Source organism: Streptomyces sp. PL-25 (assembly GCF_058344915.1).
This window is the reverse complement of the sequence record NZ_CP136997.1, coordinates 32,408-48,384: the sequence shown is the minus strand read 5'-3', so window position 1 is coordinate 48,384 and position 15,977 is coordinate 32,408. Positions and strand designations below refer to the sequence as shown.

The following is a 15,977-nucleotide window of genomic DNA, read 5'->3' as shown; positions in this document are numbered from 1 at the left end:
CGCCGCATCCCCGCCGTCCCGCCCCGCGCGAAAGAAGCGTGCCCCACCCTCGCACCCGAACGCCGCACCCCATCGTCCCGGCCCGCCCCTGTGCGGCGGGCCGTCCGAGCGGAAGGTCCTCGCATGCGACCATTCACCCCCGCGGCCCGCGCCGCCGCGGCCGCCCTGCTCACCGGCGCCGCCCTGCTCCTCGGCCCGCTGCCCGCCGCCCAGGCGGCCCCCTCGCCCAAGGTCCTGCACGCCGCACCCCATGGCTCGGGATCCCGCTGCACCCAGGGGCACCCCTGCTCCGTCGAGGGGGCGCGGAACGCCGCCCGCGCCATCGGCGGCCGGGACGTACGCGTCGAACTCGCCGGCGGGACATACGAACTGGACGCGCCGCTGCGGCTCGGTGCCCAGGACTCCAAAGTCATCTGGATCGCCGCGCGCGGCGCGCACCCCGTGCTCTCCGGCGGCCGCACCCTGACGGGCTGGTCCGTGAACGCCGACGGCACCTGGACAGCGAAGGTGCCCGGGGGCGTCGCGCCGCGCCAGCTGTTCGTCGACGGGCGACGCGCCGTGCGCGCCCGGGGAGGGGCCTGCGCCGCCGCCGTCTGCGACGCCACCAAGTCCGGTATGACCGGCGCGGAGAAGACCGGCATCGCCCACTGGGCCCGCCCCACCGACGCCGAGGCGGTCATCAGCGTCCGCTGGCGCAACTACCACTGCCGCATCGCCGCCGTCACCGGCGACCTCCTGACCTTCGCCCAGCCCTGCTGGACCAACTCCGCCTCCGGAACCGACCGCACCGGACCGTCCTGGGACACGACGACCGTCGACTCCGCCCGCTACAGCGGCGTCGCCCACTTCGAGAACGCCCGCGAACTCCTCGACACACCCGGCGAGTTCGTATGGGACTCGGCCGCGCACACCGTCACCTACCTGCCCCGCGAGGGCGAGAACCCGCGCCGCTCCCGGGCCGTCACCCCGGTCACCGAGGGGCTCCTCGTCCTCGACGGCGCCCATGACGTCCGCGTCAGCGGCATCGGCTTCGCCTACGCCGCCTACCGGCAGCCGGACACCGACGAGGGCTACGCGGGCACCCAGGCCGGACTGACCCTGACCGGCGCCACCGGCCCCGTCGACCACGCGGGCCGCTTCTACACCAAGCCCGCCGCCGCCCTCACCGTACGCGCCGGCCGCCATGTGGTGATCGACCACGGCAGCTTCACCCACCTCGGCGGTGCGGGCGTCGTCTTCGAACAGGGCACCCAGGACTCCACCCTCACCCGCTCCCGCTTCACCGACCTCTCCTCCGGCGCCGCCTACATCGGTGACACCGAACCCATGCCGGCCCCCGAACTCACCGGGGCCCGCAACACGGTCTCCTACAACACCGTCAGCCGCACGGGCGTGGAGTACACGGACTCCGTGGGCATGTGGGCGGGCTACGAGGCCGGCACCGTCATCGACCACAACACCCTCGACCACCTTCCCTACTCCGGCATCTCCGTCGGCTGGGGCTGGAACCAGCCCGAGGCCCGGCAGTCCGTGCTCCGCGACAACCGCATCACGGACAACCGGATCACCGACGTCATGCTCGTCGAGGACGCACAGCACGACGGGGCCGCCACACCCAGGGCGCCCAGCCCGGCACCGTCGTCTCCGGGAACTACATCAACCGGAGCGCGTACGGGAACACCGAGCGCGACGGCAACGGCATCTACCTCGACGAGCAGTCCAGCCACATCACCGTCGCCCGGAACGTCATCACACGTGTCGGCTACAAGTGGGTGTCCAACTGGGCCGACTACGGCATCGACAACCACGCCACCGGGAACTGGACCGACACCGACGCCCCGACTCTCGGCGGCACCGGCTCGACCATGACCGGCAACCGCACGAAGCTGGACCGGCTCCCCGCCGAAGCCGCCCGGGTCGCCGCGGCCGCCGGCGCCGGACGCGCGGGCGGCGTCGAACAGCTCCGCCCCGACCTGGCCCGTACCGGCACCGCCACCGCCACCCAGTCGTCCACGGACGGCACGGCGACAGCGGCCCGCGCCACCGACGGCGACACCTCCACCGACACCCGCACCCTCTCCGAGGCGGGCGCCTGGTGGCAGGTGGACCTGGGCGCCGTCCACCACGTCGGACAGGTCGAGATATGGAACGACAGCGCCATGACCACCACCGACTTCGACGTACAGCTCGCCGCCTCCGCCGACTTCTCCGACGCCGTCACCACGCACATCACCGGCAAGGCACTGCGCCCCACCCTCCTGGACACCGACACCCACGCCCGCTACCTCCGCGTCCGGCTCACCGGCACCGGACGGGTCGCGCTCGCCCACGTCCTGGCGCATCCGTAGCTCCCGCCCCCGCAGTGACGCGCCGCGGACCGCTCACCGGGTCCGCGGCGCACGCACGCTCCCTGCTCCCTCGCCGCACGGCACCACTCGATCCACGATTCAACGGAAAGGCGGTCACGTCATGACCGACGCCCCCAGCGACCTGCGCCTCGGCGTCATCGGATACGGACTGCGCGGCAGCATCGCCCGCACCGCGCACCGGCCGGGAGCCGGCTCCCGGGTCACGGCGCTCGCGGACCACGACCCGGCCGCGCGGGCGGACGCGGCCCAGGCGTTCCCCGGCGCGCTGATCTGCGGCGACCACCACAAGGTGATCGCGGACCCGGACGTCGACGCCGTCCTCGTCCTCACCCCCGACCACACCCACACCGACATCGCCCGCGAAGCGCTCGAAGCGGGCAGGCCCGTCTTCGTCGAGAAGCCTCTCGACATCACCGTCGAACGCTGCGACGCCCTCCTGCGCACCGCCCACGACACGGGAAGCCGCCTCTACGTCGGTCACAACATGCGCCACATGCCCGTCGTCCGGCTGATGCGCGACATCATCGCGCGCGGCGAGATCGGCGCGGTCAAGACGGTCTGGGTACGGCACTTCGTCGGCTACGGAGGCGACTGGTACTTCAAGGACTGGCACGCCGAACGGCAGTACACCACGGGCCTGTTGCTACAGAAGGCCGCCCACGACATCGACGTCCTGCACTGGCTCGCGAACGGCTACACCCAGCGGGTCCAGGCCCTCGGGGACCTCATGGTCTACGGCGACAGTCCGCACCGGCGTGCACCCGGTGAACCCAAGCACGAGGACTGGTACACGAAGGACGGCCACTGGCCGCCGCACACCCAGCGCGGCCTGAACCCCGTCATCGACATCGAGGACGTGTCCCTCGTCAACATGCGCCTCGACAACGGCGTACTCGCGGCCTACCAGCAGTGCCACTTCACCCCCGACTACTGGCGCAACTACACCGTGATCGGGGACGCGGGACGGCTGGAGAACTTCGGGGACGGCCCCGGGGCGGTGGTGAAGGTGTGGAACTCCCGCCGCTCCGTCCACCGCCCCGAAGCCGACGCCGAGTACCCCGTCCCGGACGCCGCGGACGACGCCGGACACGGCGGCGCCGACCCCCTCCTGATCGACGAGTTCGTGCGCTTCGCCCGCGACGGCGGTGTCACCGACACCTCGCCGGTCGCCGCGCGCATGGCCGTCGCGGCCGGGGTGCGGGCCACCGAGTCGCTGCGCGCGGGCGGCACACCCCACGAGGTCCCCGCCCTCGACCCGGAACTGGCCGCGTACTTCGAGCGAGGCCAGACGAAGCGGTAGCGGGGACCCGCGCCCTCGGCCGATGCCGGGAGAGCGGGAGTGGCGTCGGGCGCCGACGCGCCGGCCCGGCCCACGCGGACGGCGGCGTCGCCGCGGGTCACCGGCTCCGACGGCGGTGGGCGGCGACCCGGACCCGCGTTCCGCAGCGGGTCGAGCAGGAGCGCTGCGGGGCGCGGCGTCCCGTGTCGATGAAGCGGAGGTCGCAGCAGGGTGCGGCGCAGCGGCCCCATGCGCGGTAGCCGTGTGCGCCGAGCCAGAGGGAGGTGGCCATGACGGGACTCCTCACTCCGGGCTCCGGACCGAGGTCGGGACGGGCATGTGCAGGGCGAGCTGACCCTCGGTCATGACGTCGAACCGGACCGGCCGGACGGGCCTGAGGGAACGCAGGTCGTCGGCCATCCGGCCCTCCCCGACCTGGAGCGCGACACCGCGCGGGAGGAGTGCGGTCCCGGCCGACAGCACATGGGTCTGGCTCAGCGTCGCGTGCCACGCCCCGCCGATCGATGTGTACGAGGTCAGGGACGAGACCCGCTCACCGCTGCGGTGGGTGGTCTGGGCCGGTGTCGCCGCCGAGAGCGCCAGGTCGGTCCCGCCGGCGTCGTTGGCCACGCGCGCCGTCGTCCGGTCGGTGCCGATGCCGACGTCCAGCCCGGTGACCCACTTCGGGAAGCCGTAGCCGTCGTGGCCGCGCACCTGGGCGATCTCCGTGCTCACCGGCAGCGACAGGACGTAGGTGTCGAGGTGCTCGTTCTTGAGGTCGGCGACCAGATCGACGAACCCGAGCCTGCCGTGCCGTGCCGGCTTCACGGCGACGCCCACGGCGGCTTCGGTGTAGAAGTCGATGTCGCACACGTCGTACCGGAAGAACATCACCGACACCAGTCCCAGACCCGGCGCGACCTCCAGCGGCGCCAGCTCCCGGGGCAGCCGGGAGCGGACCGCGCGGGACGGGGCAAGCATCGTCAGCCGGGCGGTCGAGACGCGGTAGTAGAAGTTCGGGGTGAGGGTGGGGCCGATGGGGGAGTCGACACGTGTCTTGGGCAGCCGCCGGAAGGCGATGACATGGCGCTGCTCCCTCGCTCGCATGTTAGCGGTGATTACATCACGGTAGCCGTGGATGTAAGCACCGTCAACAAGGGGGGCGTGGTGCCGGACGGCCGGCCCGGAGTGGCCCGGACCGCGAGGGCGTACGGGGTCGGGGTGGCCGTCCTCCGGGCGGCCACCCCGACCGGGGCCTCGAACGGACCTGCTGGGAAAGGGCTCAGCGCTGGGGTGTGGTGCCGGGCCGGAACGTCACGTTCGGGGTGTAGTAGAAGCTCCCGCCGCTGACCTGGTTGCCGGTGACCAGGACATCGCTCACCGGTGAGACGAACCCGACCGTGTCCGCGCTGACGCGCACCGCGTTGCGCGCGACTCCCGAAGCGCCTGGCGTGATCGTCACCTGGTTGTCGACGATGTCTATCCCGGAGATGGGATTCGGTCCCCCCTGGACGGGCGGCTGGCTGCCCGTCCTCGCCGACACGGAACTGACGTAGACCCCGCCGACGCTGTTGTTGATCGTGTTGCCGCGGACGGTGATCTGGGTGGTGTTCATCGCGCCGATGGCGTCCCACTTGGCGTTGTCCACGACATTGCCCTCGATCAGGACGCGCGCGTGCACCTGGCCGACCTTCTCGCCGCCGGTGTGCGAGCCGACCAGCTTCGCCCAGGACGGCTGGGAGCCGGACGCACCGGCGTAGTTGCGCTGGACCTGCACATCCACGGTCGGTGTGCCGTCACTGGCCCCCGCCCAGGTGTTGTTCGCGAGCGGGAGGTCGAGCTGGACGGCCTCACCCTGCCACAGGCCCCACGTGGGATTCTCGACCCAGCCCTTGAAGAAGCAGTCCCGGACCGCGCCCCGGCGCACGGCGTTGAGTTCCACCGCGTGCCACCACTTGACGTTCCAGACCGTCACGCCTTCGACCTCCACGTCCTGGGTGTGGGTGAAGGTCAGCACGTTCATCGGCGGGGCCTTGTCGGCACGCGCCCGCGCCGCCCCCGAATCCGCCCACACCCACGCCGATATGGGGTCCCACTCACCGCCCTTGACCATGATGTTGCCCGGGGCCGAATAGCCCGTCGTGCCCGCGGCGACATGGTTGATCAGCATGGTGGACCTGGTGCCGCTGACGGCGGGCGCGGTGAACATGCCCTGGCTGTCTGTCACGTACGCGGGACTGGGGGAGTGCGGATTGGTCCGGTCCAGCTTGTACTGCCGCATGACGGTGCCGAATTTGGCGACGAACCGCGCACCGGTGGCGTCCAGAGCCGTGTTGCCGCCGATGACCAGGGTCTTGAGCAGCGTGTAGGTGGGAACACCCGCGTACCCGGCCTTCACGATGATCCGGCCCTTGCCGTCGACACCGTGCGGGCCGACGATGCCCGCCGCCGCGTCGTCCAGCGCCTTGCGCAGCGTCCGGACGTGCGCCGCCTCACCCGCAACCGTCGGATTGATTCCCGCGGCACTGGCTCCGGCCCCCGCGGCCGCGCCCCCCAGGACCGTGACGGCCCCCGCCACCACACCCCCGCGCAGCAGCCCCCGTCGACTGATTCCTGCCATTTCCTGCCCCCACCTCTCGGCCACCGGCCGACCTGTTCGAACAGCCGCGGATACATGGGCGACCGGCGCATCCGCGCAGCGGTCCGGTGGGTCCCGTACCGCCGACACGGCGCCGACGGCACCCGTCCCCGAACTCTAGGGTCGGCGGCCGGACGACTGGTAGCCCGCGTCGGCGCTCCGCCGTGCCGGGCGCCCAGATCGGCTGGAGATCACCTCTTGACCCCGGTGTCGCCGGCCACCCCGCGATCCGGTGCCAAGATGTTCGGTGCGGCCGGGAACAGCCGGTTCGTCCGGCGCTGTTGCATGGACCGAGGGGGCGGGACCGCACGGGCGGGGACACGGAGGACAGGACCGTCGTCCCGGGTCCCGGCAGGATCCGGGCCCTCGCGACCCGCGGCAGACCCGCCGCACACGCGAACCGACACATGTATACGCAGGAGGACCTTATGGCCGACCGGCCCTTGACGCTCATGGCCGTGCACGCCCACCCCGACGACGAGGCCACCGGAACCGGGGGGATCCTCGCGCGGTACGCGGCGGAGGGCGTCCGCACGGTTCTCGTGACGTGTACCGACGGCGGCTGCGGGGACGGGCCGGGAGGTGTCAAGCCCGGCGATCCGGGACACGACCCGGCGACCGTCGTCGCGATGCGCCGTCGAGAACTCGAAGCGAGCTGCGAGATCCTGAAGATCAGCGACCTGGAGATGCTGGACTACGCCGATTCCGGGATGATGGGCTGGCCGGGGAACGACGCGCCGGGATCCTTCTGGCGGACCCCCGTGGAAGAGGGCGCCGCCCGGCTCGCGGAACTCATGCGGCACTACCGGCCCGACGTGGTCGTCACCTATGACGAGAACGGCTTCTACGGCCACCCCGACCACATCCAGGCCCACCGCATCACCATGGCGGCAGTGAAGATGACCGACCTGACACCGAAGGTGTACTGGACGACGATGCCCCACTCGACGATGCGGCGCTTCGAGGAGGCCATGCGCGAGTTCCACGAGGACATGCCGGAACCGGATCCCGCCGAGGCCGCCGCGATGGCCGAGATAGGTCTCCCCGACGGTGAGGTCACCACCTGGGTGGACACCACCGCGTTCAGCGGCCAGAAGTTCGACGCGCTGGCCGCGCACGCCAGTCAGGGCGAGAACATCTTCTTCCTCAAGATGGGCCAGGAGCGGTTCGGCGAGCTGATGGGCATGGAGACCTTCGTACGCGTCCAGGACACCACCGGAGCGGCCCTGCCCGAGGACGACCTCTTCGCCGGGCTGCGCTGACCCCGCACCCGGAGGTCCCCTGCTCCCCGTACGACCGTTGACTCCGCCGCTGCCGGATCGCACCGATCCGGCAGCCCAGGGCACGACGAGCGACGCCCGGTGGGCCGCTCGTCGTGCCCGCCGTCTACGCTGACGCGGTGACTGATGACCAGGAGCGGCTGCGGCCTTCGGGGGTCTGGGCCACGGCCGTGGGGGTGGCGAGGGTCCGGGCGCTGGAGACCGAGCGGGAGGACGCGCTGTTCCGCGACCCGCTCGCACGGGCCTTCGCCGCGGCCGGCGGCCTGTGGCCCTCCTCGCCGCCGCCCGGCGACGAGGCCGCGCGCCGCCGCCGGTCGGCCGTGTCGTTCTCCATCGTCATCAGGACGAAGTTCCTCGACGACCTGGTGCGGCAGGCCGCCGATTCCGGCATCCGGCAGGTCGTGCTGCTCGGCGCCGGCATGGACAGCAGGGCCTTCCGGATCGACTGGCCCGCGGGCACCAGGCTGTTCGAGGTCGACACCGCCGCGCCCCTGGATTTCAAGGCGTCGGTGCTGCGCCGGGAGCGGGCCGTCCCGCGCTGCGAGCGGATCACCGTCGCGGCCGATCTGCGGGAGGACTGGCCGGGCGCGCTGGCCGCCGTGGGGCACGACCCTGCCGTCCCGACGGTATGGATCGCAGAGGGTCTCCTGATCTATCTGCCCGAGGACGCGGTGGAACTGCTGCTGGCCCGGATCAGTACGCAGTCGGCGGCGGGCAGCCGGATGGGGCTGACCCTGGGCTCGCGCGGCACGATCGAACGCTTCGGCGCGGACGCCGCGCCGGGCTCGGCGGCTTCCATGTGGGTCTCGGAGATGCCCGACGACCCGGTGGCCTGGCTGGCGGGACACGGCTGGGAGGCCGTCGGCCACACCCTGCGCGAGCGCGCCGCCGCCTACGGCCGCCCGGTCAGCACCCCGCCGCGGCGCGCGGAGCAGCCCGGCGGACTGATCTCGGCGATCCGCCGGGAGAACGCCTCCCGGTCCTGACGGGTATCGGGTGCCGGGTCCCGGATGCGGGGTCCGGCGCAGGCGGTGAGCGTTCCCCGGGCCCTTCTCGCTCCTCACCCTCCCCGACACATGGCCGGCCACTCCTGCTCGTACGCCTACGGGCGCGGTGAGGAGCCCTCCGGTGACGTGGCGCCGGGCAAGGGGCCTCCGCCCGTGCGCCGGGACTCCCGCAGCCAGCCCGTGCCCGCCCGTACCGCCCAGAAGAACACCGCGAAGGCGAACGCCGCCACCGTCAGTGAGTCCCACGGTGCCGGGAGCCGTCCGGAGCCGCCGAACGAGCCGAGCCAGGACAGGAGCGTGAGCACCGCGAGGAACACCACCAGCCACGCACCCGTGCGAAGCTCCGCGGCGAGCGGCCGCCCCGCCGCGGTGCCGCGGTGCATGGCGAGGAACACCAGCAGCCCGGCCAGCACCAGCGGCAGCGCCAGCCGCAGATCGTGCCAGCCCGACCAGTACACGAACTCGGCCGCCACCGCGAAGCTCACCGGAGCGATCCAGCGCAGTCCGGGCACCCAGCCCGCGGTGCCGCTGTCCGGGTCGGCCAGGAACACCGCGGCCGCCACCGCGGAGGCCGCGTAGGTCAGCAGATACATGTCGCCCATCACACTCACGATGTGCTGCCAGCCGCCGAACGGCAGCAGAAACACCACGATCACCGCGAGGTTCAGCACCAGCGCCCGGCGCGGGATTCCCGAGCGCGGCTCCACCGCCATGAACCAGCGCGGCAGGGTGCCGTTCTTGGCCAGCGCGTAGGTGTGCCGGGCGTCCAGCGCCACCCCGACGTACGCCGAACCGCCCGGCGAGACGACGGCGTCCGCGTACAGCAGCACCGACAGCCAGTGCAGGTTGAGCAGCAGCGCCAGCTGGCCGAACGGCGAGTCGAAGTCCACGCCGTGCCAGCCGTGCCCGAGCGCCCCCTCCGGCACCGTGAACAGGAACGCGACCTGCAACGCCAGATACATCGCGACGGCCAGGGCGATGCCGGTCAGCACCGCGGCGGGCACGGTGCGCCGTGGGTCGCGGGTCTCGCCGGAGAAGTCCAGGGGCGCCTGGAAGCCGTTCACCGAGTACACGATGCCGCCGCCGGCGAGGGCCGACAGGCAGGCGGCGTAACCGTACGGCGCGAATCCGCCGTGGTCGGTGAGGCGCCCGGCGTGCCAGCCGGACGCCAGCAGCGCCACCACCGTGACGACGGGCACCGCGATCTTGAAGACCGACAGCAGGTTGTTCAGCCGGGCGAACAACCGCACCGCGAACCAGTTCAGCACCGTCAGGACGATGCTCAGCGCCGCGGCCACGCCGAGACCGGCGGCGGTCAGGGAACCGCCGCGGTAGATGCCGGGCAGGTAGTGCCCGGCGTACTGCATGATCGCGCTGATCTCCGCCGCGGTACCGCCCACCGACAGCAGCACCGACCAGCCGATCAGCGTGCCCACGAGCCGTCCTCCGGCATACAGCGGCCAGCGCACCGTGCCGCCGCCCTCCGGCCGGGAGGCGCCCAGTTCGATCATCACCAGCGCCACCAGGACGCACAGCAGCCCCGCTCCCACCCACGACAGCAAGGACGCCGGGCCCGCGGTCTGCGCCGCGTACATCGCGGCGAACAGCCACCCGGAGCCCACGATGTTGGAGAACGCGATCGCCGTCAGTCCCCAGAAGCCCAGGTCCCGGCGCAGCCGCCGTTCCTGGTCCACCGCCGCCGGGGCCGCGCCCCCACCGGCCGACCGGTCCTGAGGCACGGGACCGCCTCCTCGCTCTCGTCGCAGGTGCGTCGAGAGTAGCGGCCACGCAGGGCCGAGGCCGAGAGGACGACCGCGTCGGCGGACGGCTGTCGACGCGATGGTGCGGCGCCGCCCGAGCGCCCCGTCCGCCGGGGGCTCGGCGCCCCCGGATAGACTCGGGCGCATGGTCCGCTCGTCCCGCAGTGCAGCGAACCCCGGGATGTGGCGGCGCGAGAAGGGCACCGTGGTGCGCCGGGCCGCCGCGATGCCCGCTCGGGCGCAGGACGCCTTCGTCATCACCGCCGGGCTGCATGTGCCCTCCGTTCCCACGGAATGGGCGCCGCACTCGCACGTCCTGCACGAACTCGTCTGGGTACGCGGGGGCACGTTGACGTCCCGGGTGGCGGACCGCGTCTTCACCGTGTGCGAGGGGCACGGGCTGTGGCTGCCCGCCGGAGTGGTGCACGCGGGCCGGGCGACGGCCGGCGCCCGGTTCCACGACGCCTTCTTCGCGCCCGACCGCACACCGTTCGCGTCGGCGGAACCGCAGGCGATCGCGATGACGCCGTTGCTGGAGGCGCTGCTGACCCATCTGTCCCGCACGGATCTCGACACGGCGGCCAGGGCGCGGGCGGAATCGGTCGTCTTCGACGTGCTCCGGCCCTCGCGGCACCGGTTCGCGTTGCAGCTGCCCGGCGACCCGCGGATCGACACGATCGCCGAGACCCTGCTGGACGACCCCGCCGACGGCCGTTCGCTGGAGGACTGGGCGGGCTGCCTGGGCATGAGCGACCGCACCATCACCCGGGCGTTCCGCCAGGCGACCGGACTGTCGTTCGCGCAGTGGCGGCAGGTGCTGCGTGTGCACCGGGCGCTGACGCTCCTGTCCGAGGGGTTCGACGTGATGACCGTCTCCGAGACGCTCGGCTATGCGCAGCCCAGCACCTTCATCGCCGCCTTCCGACGGGTGATGGGCACCACACCGGGAGCCTTCTTCGACTCGACGGGCTCGACGGGCTCGACGGACGCGGCGGACTCGCCCGATGCGGCTGGCATGACCGGCTCGGCCGGCTCGACCGGTGCGGCCGGCTCGACCGATCCGACCGGTGCGGCCGACTCGGTCGAGGGCCGTACCGACGCGGCCTGACCCGGCCCGACACGTCCCGGCGCGATGGCCGGGCCCGCCGCTCCGCGCCGCCCGGTGCCGCTTCCCGCGGTGTCCGGAATCCCGTATCGGGTGTCCAGATCTCCTGATTGTCGACGTGGCGAGCGGAATATAACCTGCTCGGAGTTAGGTAACCCTTAGTTGTTGCTCACCGCGCACGGCACCGCCGTTCGGGGGAGAGTCCGCTGCCCGGCCGGAGACGGCCGGACGGAGGGTGCCACAGCCCTTGTCCCACAGCCCTTGTCCCTCCGACCGTCCGGACCCACCGATGCTCACAAGCCCCTCCCGGCCCGCCGGCCCCGCGGCCGACGCCGGCCCCGCCAAGCCGGTATCCGCCCTCACCGGGCACGACCTCGTCCTGCGCTACGGCGGCACCCCGGTCGTCCACGGTGTCTCCCTGGCCCTGGAACCCGGCCGTGCCACCGCACTGGTGGGCCCGAACGGCAGCGGCAAGTCCACCCTGCTGCGCGCGCTGTGCCGACTGCACCGGCTGGACGGCGGCCGCGTGGCGCTCGGCGCCGCCCCCGGACGGCCCGAGCGCGACACGGCCCTGCTCAGCGCCCGTCAGTTCGCCCGCGAGGTCACGCTGTTCTCCCAGTCGCGCCCCGCGCCGCAAGGGCTGACGGTCGCGGAGGTCGTGGCGTTCGGCCGCCACCCGTACCGGCGCGGCTTCGCCGGACCGAGTGCCGAGGACCGGAGCGCCGTCGAGCACGCGATGGGCGTCACCGGCGTACGGGACATGGCCGGGCGGCCGGTCGGGGAACTCTCCGGCGGCGAGATGCAGCGCGTCTGGCTCGCCGCCTGTCTGGCCCAGGACACCGGCGTCGTCCTGCTGGACGAACCGACCAACCACCTGGACCTGCGCTACCAGATCGAGACGCTCGACCTGGTGCGCGACCTCGTCGAGGACCACGGCATCGCGGTCGGGATCGTGCTGCACGACCTCGACCACGCGTCCCGCGTCGCGGACACGCTGGTCCTGATGCGCTCCGGCCGCGTGCACGCGGCCGGAGCCCCGGTCGATGTCCTGACCGCGGAGAACATCGGCGAGGTCTACGACATCCGTGTAGAGGTCGCCCTCGACCCGCGCACGGGCCGGCTGCGCATCGACCCCCTCGGACGCCACCCCGCCTGAACCGGCGCCACCGTCCTCGCACCAGAAGCGGCGTCCCCCCCGGCCGCACCCGAAGCGGCGCATCCACCGCCGTGACGCGCCCACGCGCCATCGCGACAACGCAAGAAAGCAAGAAAGCAAGAAAGAGGAACCTCCATGAACCGTGCCCACCGCCTGGCGGCGTCCGCCACCGCGGGGCTCTTCGCCCTCGCCGCAACGGCCTGCGGCACGACCGCCGTCGACAGGCCCGAGGCAGCCGGCAGTGCCACCGCGAGCGCGTCGCCCGTGTCGAAGAGCTGCGCCCAGGACACCACGACCACCTCGACGAAGCCGGTCTCCTTCACGGACGGCGTGGGCCGCACGGTGAAGCTCGACAAGCCCGCCCGGCGGATCGCGGTCCTGGAATGGCAGCAGGTCGAGGACGCGCTGACCCTGTGCGTCACCCCCGCCGCCGTCTCCGACGCGAAGGGGTACAGCACCTGGGTCAGCGCGGAGAAGCTGCCCGCCGGGGTCACCGACATCGGCACCCGCGAGGAGCCCGACCTCGACACCCTCTACGCCGCGAAGCCCGACCTGATCGTCGTGGAGGCGTTCAAGGCCGACGACGAGATGATCAAGAAGCTGGAGAAGCGGGGCGTCCCCGTGATGGCCACGAAGGGCGCCGACCCCAAGGACCCGATCGGCAACATGCGGAACGTCTTCAGCATGATCGGGAAGGCGACGGGCCGCACCGAGCGCGCCGACCAGGTGCTCAAGGAGTTCGACGACCACCTCGCCAAGGCGAAGCAGCAGGTGACCGACGCCGCTCTGCCGACGAAGGACTTCCTGTTCTTCGACGGCTGGCTCGAGGGCGGCAACCTCACCGTCCGCCCCTACGGCAAGGGCGCCCTGTTCACCGAGATCGGCGAGCAGCTCGGCATGAAGCCGGCCTGGACCGACGCCGTCAACAAGGCACACGGGGACGGGGGCGTCGATCCCTCCTACGGCCTCGCGCAGACCGACGTCGAAGGGCTCACCGCCGTGGGCGACGCCAACTTCTTCTACGCCAACGACGAAGGCGCCGGCGGCTACGTGGCGGCGCTGCAGAAGAACCCGATCTGGAAGACCATCCCCGCCGTCAAGGAAGGCCGCGCGCACGCCTTCCCGGCGCGGGTGTGGGGCGCCGGCGGCCCCCGCTCCTGCGAGCAGGCCATCGACGCGTACGTCGACGTCCTCGACAAGAAGTGAACGCCCTTCAGGAAACGGCGACCCGGACGGGCACGCCGCCGCGCGCCGAGCGCGGCGGCGGCCCCGCCGGGGCGGCCGTCCTCGCGGTGCTGCTGGCCGCCACCGTGCTGGTGGGCCTGTGGCATCTGACCCAGGGAACGTCGGGCGTCGGCGTCGGTGACCTGGTGCGCTACCTCGCCGGGGAACGCGACGGCGGCGGGGCGCCGGTCGCCGAGATCATCACCGGCTCGCGCCTGCCGCGGCTGTTCGCGGGCGTGGCGGTGGGCCTCGCCCTCGGCTGCGCCGGAGCGCTGCTCCAGTCCGTCACCCGCAACTCGCTCGCCTCCCCGGACACGCTCGCGGTCACGGCCGGGGCCTACTTCACGCTGTCGCTCGTCGCGGCCGCCGGTCTCACCGTCCCGCTGTGGGCGTCGGGCGCCGTCGCCTTCGCGGGCGGGCTGGCCGCGGCGGCGCTCGTACTGCTCCTCGCGGGCCGGGCCGCCGGTACCACCGGCACCCGGCTGATCCTCGCCGGTTCGGCGACCGCGATGGCGCTGGACGCGGGGACGTCGATGCTGCTCATCCTGTTCAGCCAGAACACCACCGGCCTCTTCGCCTGGGGGAGCGGCTCGCTCGCGCAGCTGAACATCGACGCCTCGGTACGGGCCTTCCCCGTGGTGGCCGCGGTGCTGTGCGCCGCCCTCGCGCTGTCCAGGAGGCTGGACGTGATGGGCCTCGGCGACGACGCCGCCTCCGCCCTGGGCGTGCCGATCCGGTCCACCCGTGTCGCCGCGGTGCTCTGCGCGGTGGTGCTGACCGCCACCGCGGTGACCCTCGCGGGCCCCATCGGCTTCGTCGGCCTCGGTGCCCCCGTGCTGGCCCGGCTGCTCGCCGGACGGGTCCGGGCCCTGCGCAGACACCTGTACCTGGTGCCCGCGGCCGGGCTGTTCGGTGCGCTGCTCGTCCTGCTCGCGGACGCCTCGCTGCGCGCGGTGCAGGGCGCGGACGGCGCCGCCTCCATCCCCACCGGCGTGCCCACGGCACTGCTCGGCTCCGTGGTGATCGTGGCCCTCGCGCTCCGCCTGCGCGACACGGGCGGGCTGCGGCAGACCCCGCACACACGGGTCGCCGTACGGTCGCGTCGCGCCTTCGTCCTCGTCGTGTGCGGCGCCACGGCGCTGCTGGCGGGCGCGGCCCTCGTCGCGGTCCTCGCGGGAAGCCTCTGGCTGCGCACGGGCGACCTCGCGCTCTGGGTACAGGGCGCTGCCCCGGACCTGATCGGTCAGGCGCTGGACGACCGGGTCCCGAGGGTGACGGCAGCGGTCGTCGCCGGAGCGGCGCTCGGACTGGCCGGCTGCGTCGTGCAGAGCGCGGTGCGCAACCCCCTGGCGGAGCCGGGCGTGCTCGGCATCACCTCGGGTGCCGGACTGGGCGCGGCGGCCGTCGTCACCTCCGGCCTTCCCGGCGGGCGGCCGCTGCTCATCGTGGCCGCCGTCGCCACCGGGCTGGCCACGTTCGCGCTGATCGCCCTGCTGTCCTGGCGCGGCGGCTTCCTGCCCGACCGGTTCGTGCTGATCGGCATCGGCTGCGGGTACGGCCTCAGCTCCGTCACCACGTTCCTCCTGCTGCGCGCCGATCCGTGGAACACGCCCCGGATCTTCACCTGGCTCTCCGGTACCACCTACGGCCGTACGCTGTCCGACGTCGTACCCGTCGCGGTCGCCCTGGCCCTCGCCCTCCCGGTGCTGCTCGCCCTGCGCGACCGGCTCGACCTGCTCGCCGTCGACGAGGACACCCCGCGCATCGTCGGTGTCCGCCCGGAACGCGCCCGCTTCACCGTCCTCGCGATCGCCGCGGTGCTCGCCGCGCTCAGCGTGGTCGCCGTCGGCGTGGTCGGATTCGTGGGTCTCGTCGCCCCGCACCTGGCCCGGTCGCTGGTGGGCGCCCGGCACGTCCGCGCGATCCCGGTCTCGATGCTGCTCGGCGCGCTGCTGGTCTGCGTGGCCGACGCCCTCGGCCGCACCCTCATCGCCCCGTCCCAGCTGCCGGCCGGCCTCATGGTCGCCCTGGTCGGTGCGCCGTACTTCGTCTGGGTGCTCCGACGGTCGCGCGCATGAGGCGGGCCGCCGACACACACACGCCGCGGCGAGACCCGTCACGACGAGACACACCACAACAGGAAACACACAGCAGGAAAC

The 15,977-nt window shown here is 72.9% G+C and carries 13 protein-coding genes; 9 read left to right on the top strand and 4 right to left on the bottom strand.

The annotated features are described in order from the left end of the window. Window positions 1–123: 123 nt before the first annotated feature. The 3 genes from R4Z62_RS00255 to R4Z62_RS00245 all read left to right on the top strand — a co-directional run bounded on the left by R4Z62_RS00255 (window position 124) and on the right by R4Z62_RS00245 (window position 3,669). Complete coding sequence (locus R4Z62_RS00255) at window positions 124–1,869, top strand: right-handed parallel beta-helix repeat-containing protein (RefSeq protein WP_491518768.1); 1,746 nt, start codon at window positions 124–126, stop codon at window positions 1,867–1,869. Then, window positions 1,773–2,348, top strand: coding sequence for a discoidin domain-containing protein (locus tag R4Z62_RS00250; RefSeq protein WP_491518767.1), 576 nt, complete (start codon window positions 1,773–1,775; stop codon window positions 2,346–2,348). The genes R4Z62_RS00255 and R4Z62_RS00250 overlap by 97 nt, the downstream gene beginning before the upstream one ends. A 121-nt stretch (window positions 2,349–2,469) precedes the next feature. Beyond that, on the top strand, window positions 2,470–3,669 hold the full coding sequence (locus R4Z62_RS00245) for a Gfo/Idh/MocA family protein (protein ID WP_491518766.1): 1,200 nt from the start codon (window positions 2,470–2,472) through the stop codon (window positions 3,667–3,669). Between the two features lie 97 nt (window positions 3,670–3,766). On the opposite strand, the gene R4Z62_RS00240 is transcribed toward R4Z62_RS00245, so the two are convergent. The 3 genes from R4Z62_RS00240 to R4Z62_RS00230 form a co-directional block, all read right to left on the bottom strand. Then, complete coding sequence (locus R4Z62_RS00240) at window positions 3,767–3,940, bottom strand: CGNR zinc finger domain-containing protein (RefSeq protein WP_079158774.1); 174 nt, start codon at window positions 3,938–3,940, stop codon at window positions 3,767–3,769. 11 nt (window positions 3,941–3,951) lie between these two features. Next, complete coding sequence (locus tag R4Z62_RS00235; RefSeq protein WP_491518765.1) at window positions 3,952–4,755, bottom strand: acetoacetate decarboxylase family protein; 804 nt, start codon at window positions 4,753–4,755, stop codon at window positions 3,952–3,954. A gap of 175 nt (window positions 4,756–4,930) precedes the next feature. Beyond that, the gene (locus tag R4Z62_RS00230; RefSeq protein WP_159393051.1) at window positions 4,931–6,268 is read right to left on the bottom strand and encodes a hypothetical protein; all 1,338 of its coding nucleotides are present in this window, start codon (window positions 6,266–6,268) and stop codon (window positions 4,931–4,933) included. 446 nt (window positions 6,269–6,714) lie between these two features. Between R4Z62_RS00230 and R4Z62_RS00225 the strand changes: the two genes are divergently transcribed. Together R4Z62_RS00225 and R4Z62_RS00220 are read left to right on the top strand one after the other, a co-directional pair. Further along, window positions 6,715–7,548 (top strand): PIG-L family deacetylase, encoded by an 834-nt coding sequence (locus R4Z62_RS00225; protein ID WP_064530832.1) that lies wholly within the window; start codon window positions 6,715–6,717, stop codon window positions 7,546–7,548. A gap of 137 nt (window positions 7,549–7,685) precedes the next feature. Next, window positions 7,686–8,552, top strand: a complete 867-nt coding sequence (locus tag R4Z62_RS00220; RefSeq protein ID WP_491518764.1) for a class I SAM-dependent methyltransferase — start codon at window positions 7,686–7,688, stop codon at window positions 8,550–8,552. A 116-nt stretch (window positions 8,553–8,668) separates the two neighbouring features. Here R4Z62_RS00220 and R4Z62_RS00215 read toward each other — a convergent pair whose 3' ends face one another. After that, a complete protein-coding gene (locus R4Z62_RS00215; RefSeq protein ID WP_491518763.1) occupies window positions 8,669–10,312 on the bottom strand; it encodes an APC family permease in 1,644 nt (547 codons plus the stop codon). A 166-nt stretch (window positions 10,313–10,478) separates the two neighbouring features. Between R4Z62_RS00215 and R4Z62_RS00210 the strand changes: the two genes are divergently transcribed. The 4 genes from R4Z62_RS00210 to R4Z62_RS00195 all read left to right on the top strand — a co-directional run bounded on the left by R4Z62_RS00210 (window position 10,479) and on the right by R4Z62_RS00195 (window position 15,896). Then, window positions 10,479–11,441 carry a helix-turn-helix domain-containing protein gene (locus R4Z62_RS00210; protein WP_491518762.1) on the top strand — a complete coding sequence of 321 codons (963 nt, stop codon included), beginning with the start codon at window positions 10,479–10,481 and terminating at the stop codon, window positions 11,439–11,441. Between the two features lie 286 nt (window positions 11,442–11,727). Continuing rightward, window positions 11,728–12,594, top strand: a complete 867-nt coding sequence (locus R4Z62_RS00205; RefSeq protein ID WP_491518761.1) for an ABC transporter ATP-binding protein — start codon at window positions 11,728–11,730, stop codon at window positions 12,592–12,594. 135 nt (window positions 12,595–12,729) lie between these two features. Further along, a complete protein-coding gene (locus R4Z62_RS00200; RefSeq protein ID WP_491518760.1) occupies window positions 12,730–13,800 on the top strand; it encodes an iron-siderophore ABC transporter substrate-binding protein in 1,071 nt (356 codons plus the stop codon). Further along, the gene (locus R4Z62_RS00195) at window positions 13,797–15,896 is read left to right on the top strand and encodes an iron ABC transporter permease (RefSeq protein WP_491518759.1); all 2,100 of its coding nucleotides are present in this window, start codon (window positions 13,797–13,799) and stop codon (window positions 15,894–15,896) included. Before R4Z62_RS00200 ends, R4Z62_RS00195 begins: the two co-directional genes overlap by 4 nt. Window positions 15,897–15,977 lie beyond the last annotated feature (81 nt).

What these genes read in the sequence shown, in the direction of transcription:
- R4Z62_RS00200 (WP_491518760.1), top strand. Translation starts at nt 12,730, where the DNA reads ATGAACCGTGCCCACCGCCTGGCGGCGTCCGCCACCGCGGGGCTCTTC.
- R4Z62_RS00245 (WP_491518766.1), top strand. Translation starts at nt 2,470, where the DNA reads ATGACCGACGCCCCCAGCGACCTGCGCCTCGGCGTCATCGGATACGGA.
- R4Z62_RS00255 (WP_491518768.1), top strand. Translation starts at nt 124, where the DNA reads ATGCGACCATTCACCCCCGCGGCCCGCGCCGCCGCGGCCGCCCTGCTC.
- R4Z62_RS00205 (WP_491518761.1), top strand. Translation starts at nt 11,728, where the DNA reads ATGCTCACAAGCCCCTCCCGGCCCGCCGGCCCCGCGGCCGACGCCGGC.
- R4Z62_RS00230 (WP_159393051.1), bottom strand. Translation starts at nt 6,268, where the DNA reads ATGGCAGGAATCAGTCGACGGGGGCTGCTGCGCGGGGGTGTGGTGGCG.
- R4Z62_RS00240 (WP_079158774.1), bottom strand. Translation starts at nt 3,940, where the DNA reads ATGGCCACCTCCCTCTGGCTCGGCGCACACGGCTACCGCGCATGGGGC.
- R4Z62_RS00225 (WP_064530832.1), top strand. Translation starts at nt 6,715, where the DNA reads ATGGCCGACCGGCCCTTGACGCTCATGGCCGTGCACGCCCACCCCGAC.
- R4Z62_RS00210 (WP_491518762.1), top strand. Translation starts at nt 10,479, where the DNA reads ATGGTCCGCTCGTCCCGCAGTGCAGCGAACCCCGGGATGTGGCGGCGC.
- R4Z62_RS00235 (WP_491518765.1), bottom strand. Translation starts at nt 4,755, where the DNA reads ATGCGAGCGAGGGAGCAGCGCCATGTCATCGCCTTCCGGCGGCTGCCC.